8 protein-coding genes are annotated in these 18,468 nt (G+C 68.5%); 3 read left to right on the forward strand and 5 right to left on the reverse strand.

Annotation, left to right across the window (positions count from 1 at the left end; translation table 11 throughout):
- The 3 genes from AC1RWI_RS26850 to AC1RWI_RS26860 form a co-directional block, all read right to left on the reverse strand.
- Window positions 1-9,731: hemagglutinin repeat-containing protein (locus tag AC1RWI_RS26850; protein WP_492869826.1), on the reverse strand; the 9,731-nt coding region annotated here is incomplete at its 3' end.
- Window positions 9,732-10,244: 513 nt separating this feature from the next.
- Window positions 10,245-11,507 carry a M20/M25/M40 family metallo-hydrolase gene (locus AC1RWI_RS26855; RefSeq protein ID WP_492869827.1) on the reverse strand — a complete coding sequence of 421 codons (1,263 nt, stop codon included), beginning with the start codon at window positions 11,505-11,507 and terminating at the stop codon, window positions 10,245-10,247.
- 95 nt (window positions 11,508-11,602) lie between these two features.
- Window positions 11,603-12,862, reverse strand: coding sequence for a glutamate carboxypeptidase (locus tag AC1RWI_RS26860; protein WP_492869828.1), 1,260 nt, complete (start codon window positions 12,860-12,862; stop codon window positions 11,603-11,605).
- Between the two features lie 122 nt (window positions 12,863-12,984).
- Between AC1RWI_RS26860 and AC1RWI_RS26865 the strand changes: the two genes are divergently transcribed.
- Window positions 12,985-14,088, forward strand: coding sequence for a GlxA family transcriptional regulator (locus tag AC1RWI_RS26865; RefSeq protein ID WP_492869829.1), 1,104 nt, complete (start codon window positions 12,985-12,987; stop codon window positions 14,086-14,088).
- A gap of 69 nt (window positions 14,089-14,157) precedes the next feature.
- Here the strand turns inward: AC1RWI_RS26865 and AC1RWI_RS26870 are convergent, their stop codons facing one another.
- Together AC1RWI_RS26870 and AC1RWI_RS26875 are read right to left on the reverse strand one after the other, a co-directional pair.
- Complete coding sequence (locus AC1RWI_RS26870) at window positions 14,158-14,889, reverse strand: BON domain-containing protein (RefSeq protein ID WP_043358057.1); 732 nt, start codon at window positions 14,887-14,889, stop codon at window positions 14,158-14,160.
- Between the two features lie 213 nt (window positions 14,890-15,102).
- On the reverse strand, window positions 15,103-15,528 hold the full coding sequence (locus tag AC1RWI_RS26875; protein WP_043354646.1) for an OsmC family protein: 426 nt from the start codon (window positions 15,526-15,528) through the stop codon (window positions 15,103-15,105).
- 435 nt (window positions 15,529-15,963) lie between these two features.
- Between AC1RWI_RS26875 and AC1RWI_RS26880 the strand changes: the two genes are divergently transcribed.
- Both AC1RWI_RS26880 and AC1RWI_RS26885 read left to right on the forward strand, forming a co-directional pair.
- Window positions 15,964-17,049, forward strand: a complete 1,086-nt coding sequence (locus tag AC1RWI_RS26880) for a calcium:cation antiporter (protein WP_043354645.1) — start codon at window positions 15,964-15,966, stop codon at window positions 17,047-17,049.
- A gap of 130 nt (window positions 17,050-17,179) precedes the next feature.
- Entirely contained in the window at window positions 17,180-18,442 is a 1,263-nt protein-coding gene (locus tag AC1RWI_RS26885; RefSeq protein ID WP_492869830.1) for an FAD-dependent oxidoreductase, read from the forward strand.
- The last annotated feature ends 26 nt before the right edge of the window (window positions 18,443-18,468 follow it).

Here is an 18,468-nt window from a genome sequence, read left to right on the forward strand (position 1 = left end):
GTGACACCCCCTGCCACCCCACCAACCACCAGCCCGGCCAACTGCACCAACGCCTTACGATCGCTATCACTCAAACCAGGCTGATCGAGAAGCGCCTTACCAAAAGCCTCCATTGCCAGCGAGGCCGCCGCCCCACCTGCAGCACCCGCAGCGAAGCTGCCGCCGGCCGCCTGGGCAAGCAGACCGCCCACCAGAGCATGGACAGCGGCCTTGGTGTCAGGAGAGGAGCCCACCAGCATGTCGCCGACCTTGCTATAAACCATCGGCGCCAACTGCTGCACCAGTTCGGCCCGGACCTTGTTCTCCTCCTGCTGCTCCTTCACCTTCTGGGCATCAAAGATCTTATCGATCGCCTGGTTAGCGCCATCCGTATCCCGATTCAAGCTGGCAAGCGTTTCGTCCACCGTCTTGCCCGTCTTCTCCTTCTGCGCCTCGGCATTGGTGATGGTGACCGTGCCATTGGCAATGGCGCTCTTGGTAGTGCCGGCGGCATCGCCTTCGATTGCCTTTTGCGCACTCCCTGCCGCCGTGGCCGCGAGGGTGTTCACGCCGTTCTTCAGCAGGCTCTGACCACTGTCGAAACTGCCGGCAATCGTCGACGAACTACTGCTGTACTCCGCCTTGTTCTCAATATCGCTGGTAGTCAGCGTGCCGGTGGTGAGGCTGTTCTTGCCGGCGTCAGCCGTGCTGGCCAGCACCGCTCCCTTCAGGTCCGTGTTCTCCTTGACGCTGACCTGGAAGCCGCCATTGCCCGCGTAGATGCCGCTTTGCTCCCTGACCGAGTTGTAGGTGCTGTCGGTGTTGCCGTTCGACACGCTTGCGCTGGCGCTGACCGTGGTGCCGTAGCAGATCGGGGGCACGCACAGGCTGGCCTGGAAGCCGGATGACGATTCGCGGCTGTGGTAGTTGTCGGTGTCTTGCCGGCTTTCCACATTGAGGTTGCGCCCCACGTCTGCCCGCACGGTGTCGCCGGTGACCTGGGCGCCCTTGAGGTTGGTGTCGCGCCCGCTGGTGATGGTGAGCTGGTCGCTGGCGCTGACGTGGCTGTTGTGGTTGGTGACGGAGTCGCCGTCGCCCTTGGCTTTGTTCTGGCTGGCGGCGAGTTCGAGCGTGAAGCCGTTTTGCTGTCCGCCGAGTGCGAGGCCCACGCCGATGCTGGCGTTGCTGCCGCTGCTCTTGCTGCTTTGGCTGGCGGTGTCTTGTGCGCTTTCCAGGTTGACGTCGCGGGCGGCGCTGAGGGTAACGGTCTTGCCGTCGATCTGTACGCCGCGCCCGGTGATGTCGCCGTCGGTGGCGTAGCCGTTGGCGTCCTTGCCGCCGGAGCCGGCGGCGACGATGGTGACGGCGTTGCCGGCCTTGACGGTGGTGCCTTGGTTGGCGCTGGCCTGGCTGCGGGATTCGGACTCGGAGCTGCCGCCGCCGATGCTAACGGTGGCTTTGATCAGCGCGGTGCCGCCGGTGCCGCCGCTGGCGAGGTCCCGCACGGTGCTGACGCCGTTGGCGACCGCGAGCGCGGCCTGCGCTGCGTAGAGCCCGCGCAGGCGGTCGTTCTTGCTGTCTTCCATGCCGCGGGCGGCGTTCTCGATGGTTTGCGCGGCGGTTACCGCGTAGCCGGACAGGGCGAGCGTGACGCCGTACTGGCTGGTTTTGTCGACCTGGTGGCTGTTTGCGGTGTCCTTGCCGGGGTCAAGCACCACGTTTTTGCCGATCAGCGTGACGTCTTTCCCGGCGGCGATGTCGGCGCCGCGTGCGGTGAGGTCGTCCTTGGCGCTGATGGTGACGTTGCCGTTCTGGCTGACCACCTGGCTGCGGATAGTGTTTTCGGTGGTCTGCGCCGTGTCCAGGTGGTGGGACTCGGTGCGGATGCCGACGGTGCCGGTGTAGCCGGTGCCGCCCAGGTCGCCGATCTGGCGGCTGCTGCTGTCGCTGCGCTTGGTCTTGCTGTCCTGGCCGGAGAGGATGTCGACCTTGCCTTGCAGCGCGGCTAGCGTGAGGTCGCCTTCGGCGGACAGGCCGCTGCCGGCGATGGTGATGTCGCCGCTGCGGGCCTTGACGGCGACGGTGTTGCCGGTGACCACCGTGGCGTTTTGCCGGGTGGCGCTGGCGTCGCCGCTGCCGCTGTCTTTCTGGCTGCCGTACGGCAGCATGGAGACGCCGCCGTTGTTGGGGCCGCCGCCGACAAAGCGGCCGATGTCGCCAAGCGAGGGCGCGGCGGTGCTCAGGCTCCAGCCGCTGCTGCTGGAGCTGGTGGCTTCGCGGTAGCTGTCGGTGGAGGCTTGCAGCAGGACGTCGCGCTGGGCGTCGAGGATGGCGGCGGCGCCGGCGCTGACGGTGCTGCCGGCGATCAGGATGTTGCCGTCGGTGGCTTTGCCGCTGGCGTCCTTGTTGCCGTTGCCGGTGGCGCGCAGGCGGATATCGCCGGCGCCGGTGAGCTGGCTGCCCCGCTGCGAGATCGATTCGGTCTCCACCTGGCTGCTGCTGCGGTTGCTGCCAAGGGTGATGCCCACCTGCGGCGCGGTGAAGGCGGCGGCGCCGAGTTCATTGAGCGTTTGCTTGGCGCGGGTGACGGTGCTGGGGTTGCGCTGGATGTTCTGGAGGTTGCGCGCCGTGTCGAGCGGCGTGCCGGTGAGCGCCATGGACAGGCCGCTGGAGCGGCTGCTCTGGCTGCTCTCCTGGGCGATGTGGTCCACACCGGCCAGCACGGCGATGTTCTGCGCCTGGATGTCGATATGGCCAGCGGTGGTATTGCCGTCCTTGCGCCCGGCGATCAGGTCGCTGCCGAGGATGGTGGCGTCGCGCCCGGCGCTGATGGTGACATTGCCGTTGGTCGCGCCCACGGTGCTGCGCGCATCGCTCTGGGTGACGGCAACGGCGTGGCCGGCGCTGTTGGCCTGGCTGCTGCCTGCCGAGATGCCGATGCCGCCCTTGCCGGCAAAGGCGGAGAGGCCGGAGGATGTCTGCTCATGCGCGTAGCTTTCTTCGCGGGTGTTCTGGCCGGCGGTGATCAGCACGTTGCCGCGGGTGGCGGCCAGGGTGACGCTGTCGGTAGCGGCGATGCCGCTCTGGCGCACGGTGAGGTCGTTGCCGGCGGCGACGCGCACGGTGTCGCCGCTGACCAGGCTGCCGACGCCAAGGTCGGCATGGCTGCTGGTCTGGTCGTGGCTGGCGCTGCGCGAGAGCAGGCCGCTGCTTTTGCTGCGGCCATCGTAGCTGGCGTCGTGCACTTCGCGGGCTTCGCCGATGGTGATGTCCTGGGTGGCGACGATGCTGACGCCGGAGCCGGTTGCGCCGGTCGCGCCGGTCGCGCCGGTCACGCCGGGCTTGCCGGCGCTGACTTCCGAGCCGGTCAGCATGACGCTGCCCTTGCCTGTGCCGGTGACCGGCGCGGCGGTGATGCCGTTGGCTTCCAGCAGGCTGGCTGCCAGCGTTGTTTGCCCGGCGGCCAGGGTGGCGCTGGTGCCGCCTTGCACGGTGCTGCCGCGCACGGTTTCGTCATAGGCGGCCTGCGTGTAGGACGCGCCCTTGCCGCCCAGCGAGCCTTCGTTGTGCGCGGTGGTGTCTTTCTCGGCCGTGACGGTGAGATCTCGCCCGGCGATCAGGGACACATCGCCGCCCGCCCCCACGCTGGACCCCGCCAGTGCGGCGTCGCGCCCGGCCACCGCCACCACATTGCCGCCTGCCTGCACCGTGCTGCCGGCCACGGTGCTGGTCTTGTCGTGGGCATAGCTTTGCCCGCCGCGCGAGACTGCGTCCTGCGTGGTGCCAAGGGTGACCGCGCCGATGGTGAGGTCGCGCCCGGCGCCGATCAGCGCGCCCTTGCCGGCTTCGAGCACGGCGCCGCTGAGGGTGACGTCGCGCCCGGCCAGCACCACGGCGTTGCCGGCGGCCGAAATGGCCGCCACCGCGGCCACGCCCGTGGCGCCCGCGCTGTAGCCGTTGGGGCCGATGGTGCGGACTTCCGTGACGGTCTGCGTTTCGTTGACCACATCGCGCCCGGCTTGCACCAAGACATCCTGGCCGCCGATGCGCCCGCCCAGGTTGCGTACGTCCTGCAGGGCCTGGACCACGGTGGTGCCGGTGGTGTCGCCAATGGCGCCGCGGTTGACGATGTTGTTGCCGAGCACCTGCGTGGCGACGTCGCCAACGATGCGGCCGCTGTTGTTGACGTTGCCGGTGGCATTGAGCGCGACGCTGTTGCCGGTGACGAGCGCGCCGGTGCTGTTGAGGTCGACGGCGTTGGACTGCGCCAGGTAGACCTTGGGCACCAGCACCGATTGATGCGTGCCGTCGGGCAGCGTCACGTCTTGCGCTACCAGCCAGACCATGTCGGTGGTGAGCTGGCGCATCTGGTCGTCGGACAGGCCGACGCCGGGGGACAGGCCGAAGGATTTGGCGTAGGTCACGCCGCTGTTCATCAGGGCCTGGTATTCCTTCATCTGGTCGGTGTAGCCGGCCAGGAAGGTGCGGCCGGTCAGTGCCGTGACCTGGTCGCGGACGAGCTTTTCTTCATAGAAACCGTCGCCGAGGCGCTTTTGCACCTGCTGCGGGTCCAGGCCGAGCGCACCCAGCATGTAATCGCTGGAGAGGAAGGTCTTGTACTGGGTGAAGCGTGAGTCGGTCTCGATCAGGTAGGGCGTGGCCGGGGCCGGGCGCAGCGTGAACAGGCCGTTGACGGGCAGCGTCAGGTTGGGGATGCCGCCGGCGGCGGTGCCGAGCGTCTGCAGGCGGTTGGTGGCGCCGGTGGCGGCCGCGACGGGGCCGGCGCCGAGGGTTGGCGCGGCGCCGGCCGTGCCCGCGAGGCTGTCAAGCTGCGTGCCGGAGGCGCTGCCGCCCGCCACGCCGCTGCCGGTGACGGTCTGGCCAACGCGGTTGACGGAGCCCACGGTGATGTCCTGCGCGGTGGTCTGCACTGCCTGGTTGGCGGTGGCAAGGGCCGGCAGCGCGGCGACCGTGGTGGGTGCCTGGGGCGTGGTTGGATACGGCACCGTTTGCTCATCGCTGTTGCCGCCGGATTTCTGGTGCCAGTAGAAGGTGGAGGTGTCGGTGGTGCTGACCGTCTGCTGGAGCACCGTGCCGACGTCCTGTATCGCGCCGCCGGCGGCGCGCCGGGACAGGTTGCCGCCAGCGGCCATGATGGACGACTGGTTCAGGACGTTGCCGCCGTCGCTGTTGATGCGGATCGAGCCCTGGGCCTGGACCCGGGCTGCCGCGGTGGCGCTGACCAGGCGGTCGGTGGCAACAGTGGTGACGGTGGTGCGGGAAGTCTCGCTGTAGTCGTGAACGTCCGGGCCGAGGTCGTAGCGCACGCGCACCTGATCCGGGCGCATGTGCTTGGCGGGATCCCAGTCTGGCCAGAAGGTGATCCTGTAGGTGGTGCCGGTGTCCTGGATGTCCTGGTAGTACTGGGTGGGGTTGGTGGCAAACGGGCGCCCGCCCGGGCCGTCTCCGCCGGTGCAGCCGTTATCGTTGCAGATCGGGCCGTTGTAGCCGCCGTAGGTCTCGAAGGGCGGCTGCGTGAAGGACAGCGTCTTGGCCGTGGTATTGAGATTGACCACGTTGGACTTTGGCACTTCCAGGGTGACCGGGGCGCGCAGTGCGTTGACCATGTCCCCGCTGATGCTTGCCGCCGTAGTGCGCCAGGCCCATCCGGGGAACGTGGCACTCAGGTGGCCATTGGTTTCTCCGTCACCCAGCCCGGCGAGCCAGAGCGAGAGCGTCTGCGTCGTCGTGGTCTGCGGCGTGCCCGCCTCCGTCACGATGCTGGTGCGCGTGTTGTTGACCGTGCGCGCGGCGATGTCGATGTCGCCGTCCGCCTCGATCGTTGCCGAGCGGTTGTTGAGCACGCCAACCTGGTTGGCCAGCATGCCGGTGCCCGGGTCGCGCGTGCCGTCGCGGGCGATCTGCAGGTTGCCGGCGCTGTAGATCAGCGCGCCGTCCAGGTTGGAGACGGCGTTTGAAGCATGGATCTTGAGGTCCTGCGCGGCGGCGATGACGGCGGCCGGGCCGGTGTTGCTCACGTCGGCGGCCTGCACCTGCACGGTGTTGCCGATCACGGCGCCGGTGTTGGCCAGTGCGCCGCTGCTGGTGTTGACGGCATTGCCTTCGATGCGTCCGGCGTTGGTGATGGTGCCGTCGGCCTGCACGGTGGTGGCCTGCGAGTTGATGCCGGCGCCGGCGGCGTTGTTCACATTGGCGCCACGCACGGCCAGGCTGCCGCCGGCCGCCAGCGTGCCGGTGTTGGTTACCGCGCCGCTGGCACGGAGTTGCAGGTCGCCGTCGGCGCGCAGCTTGTTGGCGGCGTCGTTGAGATAGTCGCCCGCCACGTTGAGCGTCAGGTTGCGCCCCGCCGTCATCTCGCCGCTGCCGCTGACGGTGCCGCCGAGGCTGGATACGCCCACGTCCTGGTTGGCGCGTACCGCGCCACCCTGGTTTGTCATGGATGCCAGGGTGAGCTGCACGTTGGCGCCGCCAAGCACGTTGCCGCCTTCATTGGCGAGCGTGGTGCCGGCCTGGTTGAGGGTCAGGCCCTTGGCGCCGTAGATCCTGCCGCTGCGATTGTCCACGCTGCGGGTCACGCCCAGCGTGAGCGCGCCGGCCGCGGCGATCTGCGCGCCGCTGGCGTTGGCGAGATCGGTGGCGGCGAGGGCCACGTCGCCGTTGCCGCCGAGCGTGCCGCCGGTGTTGTCCAGCGTGCCGGCGGCGGTGATGGCGGTGGCGCCGTCGCCCGCGTTGGCAAGGCGCCCGCCGCGGTTGTCGATGCCGGATGCGGAGACGGTGGCCTTGCCGTGCGCGCCGTTGGCGGTGAACGTGCCGCCGGCGTTGTTCAGCGCGCCAGCGGCTGCGACCGCCAAATCGCCGCTGGTCTGCGCCGTGCCGCCGGTGTTGTCCACCTGGCCCTGGCTGCTGAGCGACAGGCCGGACTGGCCGTAGAGCGTGCCCTGGCGGTTGACCAGGCCTGCGGCCGTGGTGACACTGGCGGCGCCTTGCGCGGACAGGTTGCCCCGGGTGTTGTCCAGCGAGGCCGCCTGCACCGCGAGTGTGCCGTTGCCCTGGATGGCGCCGGCTGTATTGCCCAGCGCGCCCCGGCTCGTCAGCGCCAGGGTGCCGTCTCCTGCGTGCGCGATGCGCCCGCCGTCATTGGCCAGCGACTGCGCGTCCACGGTCAGGTTTTTGCCGTTGGTGGCCAGCGTGCCCGCGGTGTTGTCGAAGGCGCCACCCGCGTTGATGCTAGTGTCGGCCTTGCCGAACTGGTTGATGGCGCCGCCGCTGTTGGACAAATTGCCCGTGGTGCGGATGCCGACCTGGTCGCCTTCGATGCGGCCGGTGGCGTTGTCCAGCGACGCCGCCGACAGCTCGACCACGCCACCGGACAGGGTGCCCTGGCGATTGCTGGCCGCGCCCGCCACAGTGGCCGTGAGCGCTTCGCCCGCCGTGATGCTGCCCTGGCCGTTGTCCAACGACTGTGCATCCAGGCTGGCAGCGCCCTTGGCGGTGATCTGCGCATGATTGGAAAGCGTGCCGGCCGCCAGTTCCACCTTGCCGTTGCCGCCGATCCGGCCCGCATTGGCGTTGACCAAGGCTTGCTGCGCCTGGACCCGGGTCAGGCCGTCGCCCGCATTGACGATGCGCCCCGCGGTGTTGTCCACGCTGGCACCGGCAAGCGACAGTGCGCCGTGCGTGCCAGCGGCTTCGATCCGGCCGGCCGTGTTGGCCACCGCGCCGGCGGCCCGCAGGTCCAGCGCGCCGTTGCTCTGGATGGTGCCCGCGGCATTGCCCAGCGCGCCCCGGCTGGTCACGGCCAGCGTGCCGTCGCCCGCGTGCGCGACGTGGCCGCTGTCGTTGGACAGCGATTGCGCGTCCACCGTCAGGTTCTTGCCGTTGGTGGCCAGCGTGCCCGAGGTGTTGTCCAGGATGCCACCCGCGCTGATGCCGGTGTCGGCCTTGCCGAACTGGTTGATGGCCCCGCCGCGGTTGGCCAGGCCGCCCGCCGTGCGGATGCCGACCAGATCGCCTTCGATGCGGCCCGTGGCGTTGTCGAGCGAGCCGGCGTTGACGGCGAGCGCGCCGCCTGCCTGCAACTCGCCTTGCTGATTGTTGACGGCACCGGCTGACTGCAGCGTGGCTGCGCCTTGCGCCAGCATCCGTCCGCCCTGGTTGGAGACGCTGCCGGCGGTGATGGTGGTGGTGCCCTGGCTGCTCAACTCCCCCCGGTCATTGACGAGCGCCCCGCTGGCATTGGCGCTTAGCGCCCCGCCCGCCTGGCTGCTGGCGCCGCTCAGGTTGATGTCGCCCGCGCCGGCGGCGAGGCTGAGGTTGCCCAGCGCCGCGTTCTGGCTGCCGGCGAGCTGCAGCGCCGCGCCCTGCAGGCTGGCATTGCCGCCCGCAAGGTGCTTGCCGCTGGCCGACAGCGTGCCGGCCACCACCACACTCAGGTCCGCCTGCTGGCCGATCGTGCCGTCGCCATTGACGCCCGCGCCCAACGTGCCGCTGGAGACCACGCTGCCCGCGTTGACGCGCAAGCCTTGCTGCGCCGCCAGCGTGCCGCTGTTGCCGAGTGCGCCCGCGGTATCGAGCGAAACCGCCTGTGCGCCGTAGGTGGTGCCGCTGTTCTCCACGCCGCCGCGCGCGGTGATGGCGAGGTTGCCGCTGGCGCTGGTCTTGCCGGCGAGTTCCAGCCGGCCTTGCGCGCTGAGCGTCAGGTCGCCGGCCTGCGCGGCCAGCACGCCGCGGTTGCTCACGCCCACGCCAGCCTCGGTGCCGACCAGCAGGATCTTGTTGGCGTACATGCCGCCTAGCTGGCTCACATCGATGCCGATGCCGGGCGCGGGCGCTGTCCCGGCAATGGGCGTGGCGGCCAGCGTGGCGCGGTCTACCTGGCTGGCGCCGGCGATGACGTTGAGGTTGTTGGCATAGATGGCCGCGTTGGCGGTGACGCTGCGGGCGATCAGGTCTACCTGGTCGACGTTGCTGGCGTTCAGCCCGGCGCCCTGCACCGAGATCTGGCCGCCGGTGACACGAAAGGCGTCGAGGCTGCCGGTGCCGCCGTACACGGGCACGCCGGTGGTCAGCGTGGCGCGGCTGGTGTTGATGAAGCCACCACCGTCCACCATGATGCCGTTGGGGTTGGCTACCACCACTTCGGCCCGGGCGCCGGCCACTTCCAGGTAGCCGCGCAACTGGCTGGGCAGCGCGCTGGTGACCTGGTTGACGATGATGCGCGCGTTCTGGCCCGGCAGCAGGTTGGGGTTGCCGTTGACGAATCCGGCTTGCTGGGTCGAGACGATGGTGGGCGAGTTGTTGAGGATCGCGCCGCCCCTGGCCACGTCGAACTGGGTGTAGGCGTTGGTGGATACGCCCGCGCCCGAGGGCCGCGTGATGTTGACTTGCGCAAGGCCGTTGCTGGTCTGGATCACGCCGGGACGATTGGCGCCGGCATTGGGGTCCGCCACGATCTGGGCAGTGGCAGGGGCGGCCAGCCCAAGCAGGGCAATCGAGGTCAACGAGGCAAACGAGGCAGTTGAGGCCAACGAAGCAAAGCGCGTGCGCGGCATGGCAGGCAGCGCGGCCACCATCGATGCGACGGGCGCCGGGCCTTGCCCCGCCCGGCGGCTGCGCCGTTGCGCGCGTGCGCCGCCTTGCTGTCCTTTTCCGATGCTGGCGGCCGACTCTTCGACGGCGACCAGCATCCCGCGATGCCTGCTGTAGACCAGGCGGAAATTGCCCTTATTCATGATTGGATAGACCCTGGATTTGCGGTGCTTTTCTGATGACTGGCACCCTTGCCGGAATGACTGGCGACAACCGTCATCCTCTTTGAATGTATCGACAATATTTAATGACGACGGCAATGCAGTCAATCGGACAAGTACGAATAAAGGGGTATTGCGAGCGCACAAGAGCAGAAATTGCGCACCGCCACTCACCGCCAATCGACGGCTGCAAGCGGGGTTTCGGGAGATTTTGCAGCGCAGGGCGCGCCTCGGCCTACTGAAGGGGGATTGAAAAACAGACGCGCGGCGTGTTATTAGCGCCGGGATAAAAGGCAATGCCTGGGATTGGGACTAAGATTAGGACTAGGATTAGGAACAGGATTAAGACATTCCTAATCCTAGTCCTAGGCGCCTGAATCAATAGGAATTATCAGAATAGATACATTTCACTAAGAACGGAATTCAGACTATCTCCGACAACCCTCATTAACGGCAGATGTCCGCGCTCCTTTAGCGCGCAAGCCGGACGCGGCGTCAGCTACGCCCGATTTCCTGCAGGATGCGCGTGAGCAGGTAGAGGCGCGGCACGATGGAATCGATCTCGATGTACTCATCGCGCGCGTGGTATCCGAAGCCCGCCAGGCCGAAGCTCTCCACGACCACCGCCTTGCCGGAGCGCCCGGCGAAGCCCGCGTCGGTGGCGCCGCCGGTGCCTTCGGCCAGTGCCAGCTGGCGGCCGTCGAGCTCGGCGTAGATGGCTTGCGCGCGGTGCGCCAGTTCGCGCCCGCGCGCGTTGGCGACAAACGGCGGCCGGCCGGTTTCCATGGTCACGGTGGTTTGCGTGTCGGGGACGAGCTTGCCTTCGTCCACCTTCTTTTGCAGCGCGGCCTGCAGCTTGCCGGCACCGTCCTTGACCGTGGTGCGCACGTCGCCGATGGCGGTGGCATGCTCGGGTATCTGGTTGCGGACCTCGCCGGCCTGCGCGGTGGTCCAGTTGAGCTGGGTGCCCGGCACGGATTTGGCCACGTCGCGCGTTTGCTGCAGCTGGTAGGCCAGCTCGATCAGCGCATTGCGGCCCAGCTCCGGCGCGGCGCCGGCGTGCGAGGCGCGCCCCTTCACTTCCATGATGGCGGTTGCCGTGCCGCTGGCGCCCATCAGCAGCGCCTCGGTCTTGACCACGGCCTTGGCGGCGGTCGGCTCGAACGACAGCACGACGTCGTGCTGGTCGGCCAGTCTGGCGATGGTCTCGCCGGAGCCGATGGAGCCAACTTCCTCGTCGGGATTGAACAGTACCGTCAGCTCGGCATAGTCGTTCCAGCCGGCCGCCTTGAGGATGGCCAGCGCATGCAGGATCACCGCGATGCCGCCTTTGTCGTCGGCGATGCCGGGGCCGTAGAGCCGGTTGCCGTCTTGCTTGATGGGCTGCGTTGCCAGTATGTTGGCCGGATAGACCGTATCCATATGCGCGATCAGCATGATGCGGCGCTTGCCCGTGCCGGTCAGCGTGCCCTTGACCATGATGCCGGGGCCCTTGGTGACCGCGATGCGCTCGGTGCGGGCGCCCAGCGCCGCCAGCCGGCCTTCGGTGTAGCTGGCCATCTGCGCCAGGCCCGCCGCGTTGGCGCTGCCTGACTCGATCGACACCATCTCCTTGAGCGACTGGATCACCGCGGGCTCCGCGGTGCGAGCGGCGGCCAGCAATTGGCTGTCGGCGGCCTGGGCGGCGTGGGCGCCGCCGGTGGCGAGGATCAGGGTGGCGATGGCAGCCTGGGTCAGCCGGCGCAGGGAGGAATGCATGGTGTCTCCTGTGAAGGATTGGGTCGTTGTGAAGGCAAGCCGGGAGGCAAGCCGGGCGATGCTAGCGCGGGCGCTGCCGCCCGCGCCGGAGCGCCTTAGTTGCGCCCGATTTCCTGCAGGATGCGCGACATCAGGTAGAGCCGCGGCACGATGGAATCGATCTCGACGTATTCGTCGCGGGCGTGGTATCCGAAGCCCGCCAGGCCGAAGCTCTCCAGCACCGTGGCCTTGCCCGAGCGCACGGCGAAGCCGGCGTCGGTGCCGCCCCCGGTCTGCGGCACCAGCGTCAGCTCGCGGTCGATCTCCTTGTAGATCGCCTGGGCCTTTGCCGCCAGCGCGCGGCTGCGCGCATCGCTCACGTAGGGCGGACGCCCGGAGATGACTTTGACCGTGGTTTCGGTGTCAGGGACCAGCTTGCTTGCGCTGACCTTGGCTTGCAACGCGGCCTGCAGCTTGTCCTGCGCGTCGGGCTGGGTCAGGCGCACGTCGCCCACGGCGCTGGCCTTTTCGGTGATCTGGTTCAGCGGGCCGTTGGTGTTGGCCTGGGTCCAGATCAGCGCGGCGCCCGGCACGTCCTTGGCCACTTCACGCGTTTGCAGCATCTGGTACGAAAGTTCATAGAGCGCGTTGCGGCCCAGCTCGGGCGCGGCGCCCGCATGCGCGGCGCGGCCCTTCACATCCAGCGTGGCCGTGGCGACGCCGGCCGCGGCCAGCAGCAGCGGCTGGCCTTTCATGACGACCGAGCCCGCGGACGGCTCGCAGGACAGCACCACGTCGTGCTGCTCCGCGAGCTTGGCGATGGTGTCGCCGGAACCCAGCGAGCCCACTTCCTCATCCGGGTTGAACAGCACGGTGATCTGCGCATAGTCCTTCCACCCGGCTGCCTGCAGGATGGCCAGCGCATGCAGGATGACCGCGATGCCGCCCTTGTCGTCGGCGATGCCGGGGCCGTACAGGCGGTTGCCGTCCAGCTTGATCGGCTGGGTGGCCAGCGTGTTGGGGCCGTAGACCGTGTCCATATGCGCGATCAGCATGATGCGGCGCTTGCCGGTGCCGGTGAGCGTGCCCTTGACCATGGTGCCGGGGCCTTGCGTCACGGCGATGCGCTCGGTGGCCGCGCCCAGCGCCTTGAGGCGTGCTTGCGTGAAGCTGGCCATTTGCGCCAGGCCGGCGGCATTGGTGCTGCCGGACTCGATCGACACCATGTCCTTGAGCGACTGGATCAACGCGGGCTCGGCCGCGCGGGCGGCGTCCAGCAGTTGCGTGTCCGCGGCGCGTGCGCTGCCGGCTGCGCCGAAGGCCAGCGCGAGCGCTGCCACGGCGGTTTGGGTGAGTCGGCGCAGGGATGGCTGCATGAAGTCTCCTGTGGCTTGCTTGGTTATTGTGGTTAGGGCGGTGGTTCGCCGAGCGACGATGCTAGCCCTTGCGGGCGTGGCAAGGTAGGATCAATCCCGCCAATTGGAATGCCGATCCCGCCATGCCTCCCTCTTCTGCCACCACCGCCCTGCCCGAGACGCCCTCCGCCAGGCGCCCCGTGCCGCTGCACGTGCGCTTGCTGTGGCTGCCCGAGGCCATGCCCGGCATGCTGTTCGGCGCGCTGGATGTGCTGCGCGCCGCAGCCGGGGTGGCCCGGCTGCAACGCCCGGATGCGGACCGCGACCTGAGCTGGACCGTGATTGGCCCGTCAGGCCGCGCGCTGGCCCTGCCCGCCCTGGGGCTGGAGCCCGCGCGGCGGCGGCGCGCCACGGAAGACGGCAATGCGCTGGTGGTGGTGCCGGGTGTGCTTGCGCGCAATGCGCCGCACCTGGGCGAGATCCTGGGCGGCGCCGGCCAGGCGCTGCGCTTGCTGGAGCGGCACGCACAGGCGGGCGGATGGATCGCGGCGGGCGCGAGCGGCATCGCCTTTCCCGCGGAGCTTGGCCTGCTCGATGGCGCGCGCATGGGCGCGCCGTGGACCTTCCAGAGCTGGATGAGCCAGCGCTATGCGCGCTGCGATTTTTCCGCGAGCGAGCCGATGGGCTTGCACCAGCGCGTGTTTGGCTGCGTGGCGCCGGCGCTGCAGACGGAGTTCATGCTGCGCGTGCTGGGGCACCTGCATGACCCCGACCTGGCGCAGACCTGCTCGCGCATGCTGCTGTACCAGGCCGAGCGCCAGCAGCTCACGCCAGAGCTGGTGTCGCAACGCTGGCTCAGCAAGACCGCCGACAGCCCCGTCTACCGCGCCATGCGCTGGCTGCAGGCCAATGCGGATACGCCGTACCGGCTGGCGCTGGTGGCGCAGGCGGCGGCCGTGAGCGAGCGGACCTTGCTGCGGCATTTCCGGCAGGTCAGCGGCATGACGCCGCTGGAATACCTGCACGGGCTGCGCGTGGAGCGCGCCAAGACCCTGCTGGAGGTGACCCTGCATGGCTCGCAAGCGGTGGCCGAAGCCTGCGGCTACAGTGACGCGGCGGCGTTCGGGCGGCTGTTCCTGCGGGCAACGGGGATGTCGATGTCGAGCTACCGGGCGCGCTTTGCGCTGCGCTCGCAGCGGCGCTACTGGCGCGTGGAGGACATGCCGCGCCCGGCGGGCACGGCATGATCCGATCCGGCGATTGAGTCTGCGAACCTGCGAACCTGCAAACCTGCGAAGCGAGGTTGGCAGTGGCGCTCAGTTGCTCAGCTCGATGCGGTTGACCACGTCCTCGACCCCATGCACGTACCAGGCATCGCGCTCGGCCTGGCGTTTGGCGGCCTCGGTGGTGGCGTAGCCTTCGAGCGTGACGACGCGGTCCTTGGTCTGCACGCGGATGCGGTCTGCATCGACGAACTGGTCGGTCTCCAGCACCAGCTTCAGCGCTTCCGTGACTTCGTCGTCGCGGTCGGCTTCGGCCGGGGCCACCACCAGCTCGTTGACCACGCAGCGGCAACCTGGCGACCACCACGCCAGCACACCGGCCAGGCGCATGTGCGACAGGCTGATGACGTGGCCGCGCAGGGTCACCACGCCGTCGATGACTTCGATGGCGATCTCTCCGCTGGACTCGCCAACGGCTTCGCGCACGGGTTCGATCCTCCCCTTGGCATGCGCGCAGATGCGGCAATTGCGAAAATCGATCGCCTGCAGCAACCGTACGCAGATGGCATTGCGCAGCTCGCCGTCGCCTACCGCCGCGCCGCCATCGGTAACGCGCAGGTGATCGATCACGGCGGACACGCCGTCGACACGGCGTACCGACGCGGCAACGCGGCTCTTGTCGACAATATCGGGGACTTCGCCTTCGAGAATCAGCGCGCCGTCGCTCAGGCGCAGGTGGATGGTGGGATGGATGGGATGGCTGTGGAAAGGCACGTGGGCGATGGCCGCCCTAGCCTGAGTCAGGACTGCTTCACTGCTATGCATGATGTCTGCCTTATCTTGGAAGGTCTGGATATAGGAGACGCGTTCAGTCCATTGAACGCCCGCGCGGTCTCGTGCCAAGTGCGGCGCGGGACGGCGAATCTTCATTATAGGTAGCCAGGATGGCCGCGCCCGACCTATTGGCCTGTTGGCCTATCGGCCGATCAGCCTACTGGCCGGACGCCGGGTCCGGGGCCGGCGCCCGCCGTGGCCCGGTCAGGTTTCCACCTTGGCATCCATGGTGATCTCCGCCTTTAGCAGCTTGGACACCGGGCAGCCGGCTTTGGCCCCTTGCAGGCATTGCTCGACCGCCGCCTGGTCGGCCCCGGGCACGCGCACTGTCACGTCCAGGTGCACGGCGGTGATGGTGAAACCGGCGCCGTCCTTGTCGAGCGTGACCGTGGCCTTGGTGGCAATGCTCTGGGCGACCATCCCGGCCTCGCCCAGGATCAGGGACAGCGCCATGGAGAAGCATCCCGCATGAGCCGCCCCGATGAGTTCCTCGGGATTGGTGCCGGGGCCGCCTTCGAAGCGGGCCTTGAAACCGTAGGGCGCATCCTTGAGCACGCCGCTCTCTGCCGAGATGCTGCCCTGGCCGTCCTTGATGCCGCCTTGCCACTTGGCCGATCCGTACTTTTTCATGAGCGTTCTCCATCGTCGAAAGGGAAAGGCGCGGTGTTCGCCGCGCTGGTAAAGGGACGCTTGCGGCGCGCCCGGAAATGCAGGTACTGCCATGGTGCGACGCTAGAATGGCCGGCCGGGTTCACGGCGCATGGCGCGCAGGGGTTCCGGATCACAGAAAAAAACGCGAAATCACGGGCAATTCCAGCAAACAAGACATCAATTCCATTCAATTTAAGCGAATTCCATGGAACTGAATCCCCGGTGCGACTGCCTTACATGCGAGTTGCCGCCAGAGCGGATTGCCGCCCCCCAAGCTGAACCACAATAGGACGCCAAGGGGAAAACAGCCAGCAAGCCCGCCGAGGACGGCACTTTCCCGTCAGTCCTGACGTGCTTTGCCCATCACTACCAAGCTGAATCCACACATTTCATTGAACATAAAAGGGAGAACGGATGCCGTTGACGTCGAATAAATTGCCTGCCTGGACCTTATGGCTGCCGCTGGCAGCCTGGGCCATCCTCGGGGCAGGCATGGCAGTGCCCGGCCAGGCGCTGCTGCTGGTGCTGGCCGGCCTGGCCCTGGCGGGCTCGGTATTTGCAGCGGTGCACCATGCCGAGGTGGTCGCGCATAAAGTGGGCGAGCCCTTTGGCACGCTGGTGCTGGCAATTGCCGTGACCGTGATCGAAGTGGCGCTGATCGTCTCGGTGATGCTGTCCGCGGGCCCCGAAAAGGCCGGGCTGGCGCGCGACACCGTGTTTGCCGCGGCCATGCTGGTGTGCAACGGCATCGTGGGGATCTGCCTGCTGGTGGGTGGCCTGCGCCATCGCGAGCAGGCTTTCCAGGCGCCGGGCGCCACCGCCGCGCTGGCCGTGCTGGCCGCGCTTGCCGTGCTCACCATGGTGTTGCCCAACTACACCAGCGCGATCCCCGGGCCGATGCTGTCGCAGTCGCAGCTGGCCTTTGCGGGCATTGCCTCGCTGGTGCTCTATGGCAGCTTTGTCTTTGTGCAAACCGTGCGCCATCGGGACTACTTCCTGGTGGAAGGCACCTCCGACGAAAGCGTCCATGCCCCGCCCCCGCCCGCGAAGATCGCGCTTGCCAGCGGCGGCATGCTGCTGGTGTGCCTGGTGGCGGTGGTCGGCCTGGCCAAGCTGCTTTCACCCACGGTGGAAGCGGCGGTAGCGAGTGCCGGCGCCCCGCCGGCCGTGGTTGGCATCGTGATTGCCGCGCTGGTGCTGTTGCCCGAGGGGCTGGCCGCGCTGCGCGCTGCGCGTGCCGACCGCCTGCAGACCAGCATGAACCTGGCGCTGGGCTCGGCGCTGGCCAGCATCGGGCTGACCATCCCCACCGTGGCCGCGGTCTTCATCGCGGTTGGCAAGCCGCTGACGCTGGGCCTGGGCGCGACGGAAACCGTGCTGCTTGCACTGACCTTGCTGGTCAGCACGCTCACGCTGCACTCGGGCCGCACCACCATGCTGCAGGGCGTGGTGCACCTGGTCATCCTGGCGGCGTACTTGTTCTTGTCGGTCGTGCCTTAAGCCGGGAGCAGTCTCGGCGGGGGCGGTTTCTGGCTGATGGCTTCTCCGCGCCGAGCGCACACAATGCGCGCTCGCCATGAGACCAATTCGGTGCTGGTTGCGTGCAGTCCTTTTGCGCAAACTGGCGCCCATGACGCTCATGACGCCCAGGGTCCCCACGATCCCCACCAAACGCATTGTCATCGTCGGCGCCGGCGTGGCCGGCAGCATCATGGCCCGCGCGCTGGCCATGCAAGCCGGGCTGGAAGTCACCTGCCTGGAGCAGGTTGCACCGGATGACCGCGCTAGCGCCGGGCTGGTGATCGGCCCCAACGCCATCAAGGCCTTGCACATGCGCGACCCGCTGCTGGCCAGCGCCATCGGCGAGGCCGGCCTGCCCTGGGATCACTGGCGCGTGTCGCTGTGCAGCGGCGAGGTGCTGCTGGACCTGCCGCTCACGCGCGTGGCGGACCATGGCGGCGTGCGCATCCTGCGCGACACGCTGTACCGCGTGCTGCGCCAGGCCGCCGGCAACACCGTGCGTTACCGTTGCAAGCTGCTGGCGTGCGGCGCCAGCCGGCAGGATCCGGCACGCAGCTACGTCGTCTGGGAACAGCATGGCCAGCGACACCGGCTTGACGACATCGACCTGCTGATCGCGGCCGATGGCCGTGACTCGCCCACCCGCAGCGCGTTTGACAGCCAGCCCCGAATGCACCAGCTTGGGGCTCTGCTGTTCCGCCTCCTGGTGCCGGACGCCGGCGCCGGCCGGATCGACGATTACGAGCAATGGTGCAACGGCCCTAACCGCCTGCTGGCCTTCCGCTTGCCGCACGGGCAGATCAATATCGCCGGCAGCCTGCCGCCGGCCCCCGGCGACAACACGCTTCACGCGGGCATTGGCCCGCAGGCGCTGCGCGCCGCCTACACGCCCGCGCACGCCAGGCCGGGGCCGCAGGCAGGCTGGCTGATCGATGCGCTCTGCGCCAATGGGGATGCCATCTGCTGGTACCGCATGCAGGCGTGCGGCATCCGCTTTGCCGAGCCGCAAGCGCAGGTGATGTACCTGGGCGACAGCGCCCATGCCATGGCGCCACCGCTTGGCCAGGGCGTGGCGCAGGCCATCGAGGATGCCTGCAGCGCCGCCGAGCTGATTGCCACTTCGCTGGCCGGCGGCGAGACCAGCCCGCGTGCCTGGCTGACCGCGTTTGAAGCGGCCCGGCTCGAACGCCTGCGCTTTGTGATGTCGGTGGCCCCGCACGCCGCCGGCCTCATGCTGGGCGATGCCACGGAGCAGGACCGGGCGTCGGCGCTGGGCGCGCTGCGCCAGCTCTACTGCCAGGTCGCCTTGCCCCGCCACGGCGGCCCAGACGTTGGCGTTGGTCCTGTCACCGGAACCGGGCTGCCCGCGTAGCGTCGGCGCGCGCACGATCCTTGCTA

The sequence above is a fragment of the Cupriavidus sp. MPR-AND1C genome (genome assembly GCF_058809705.1).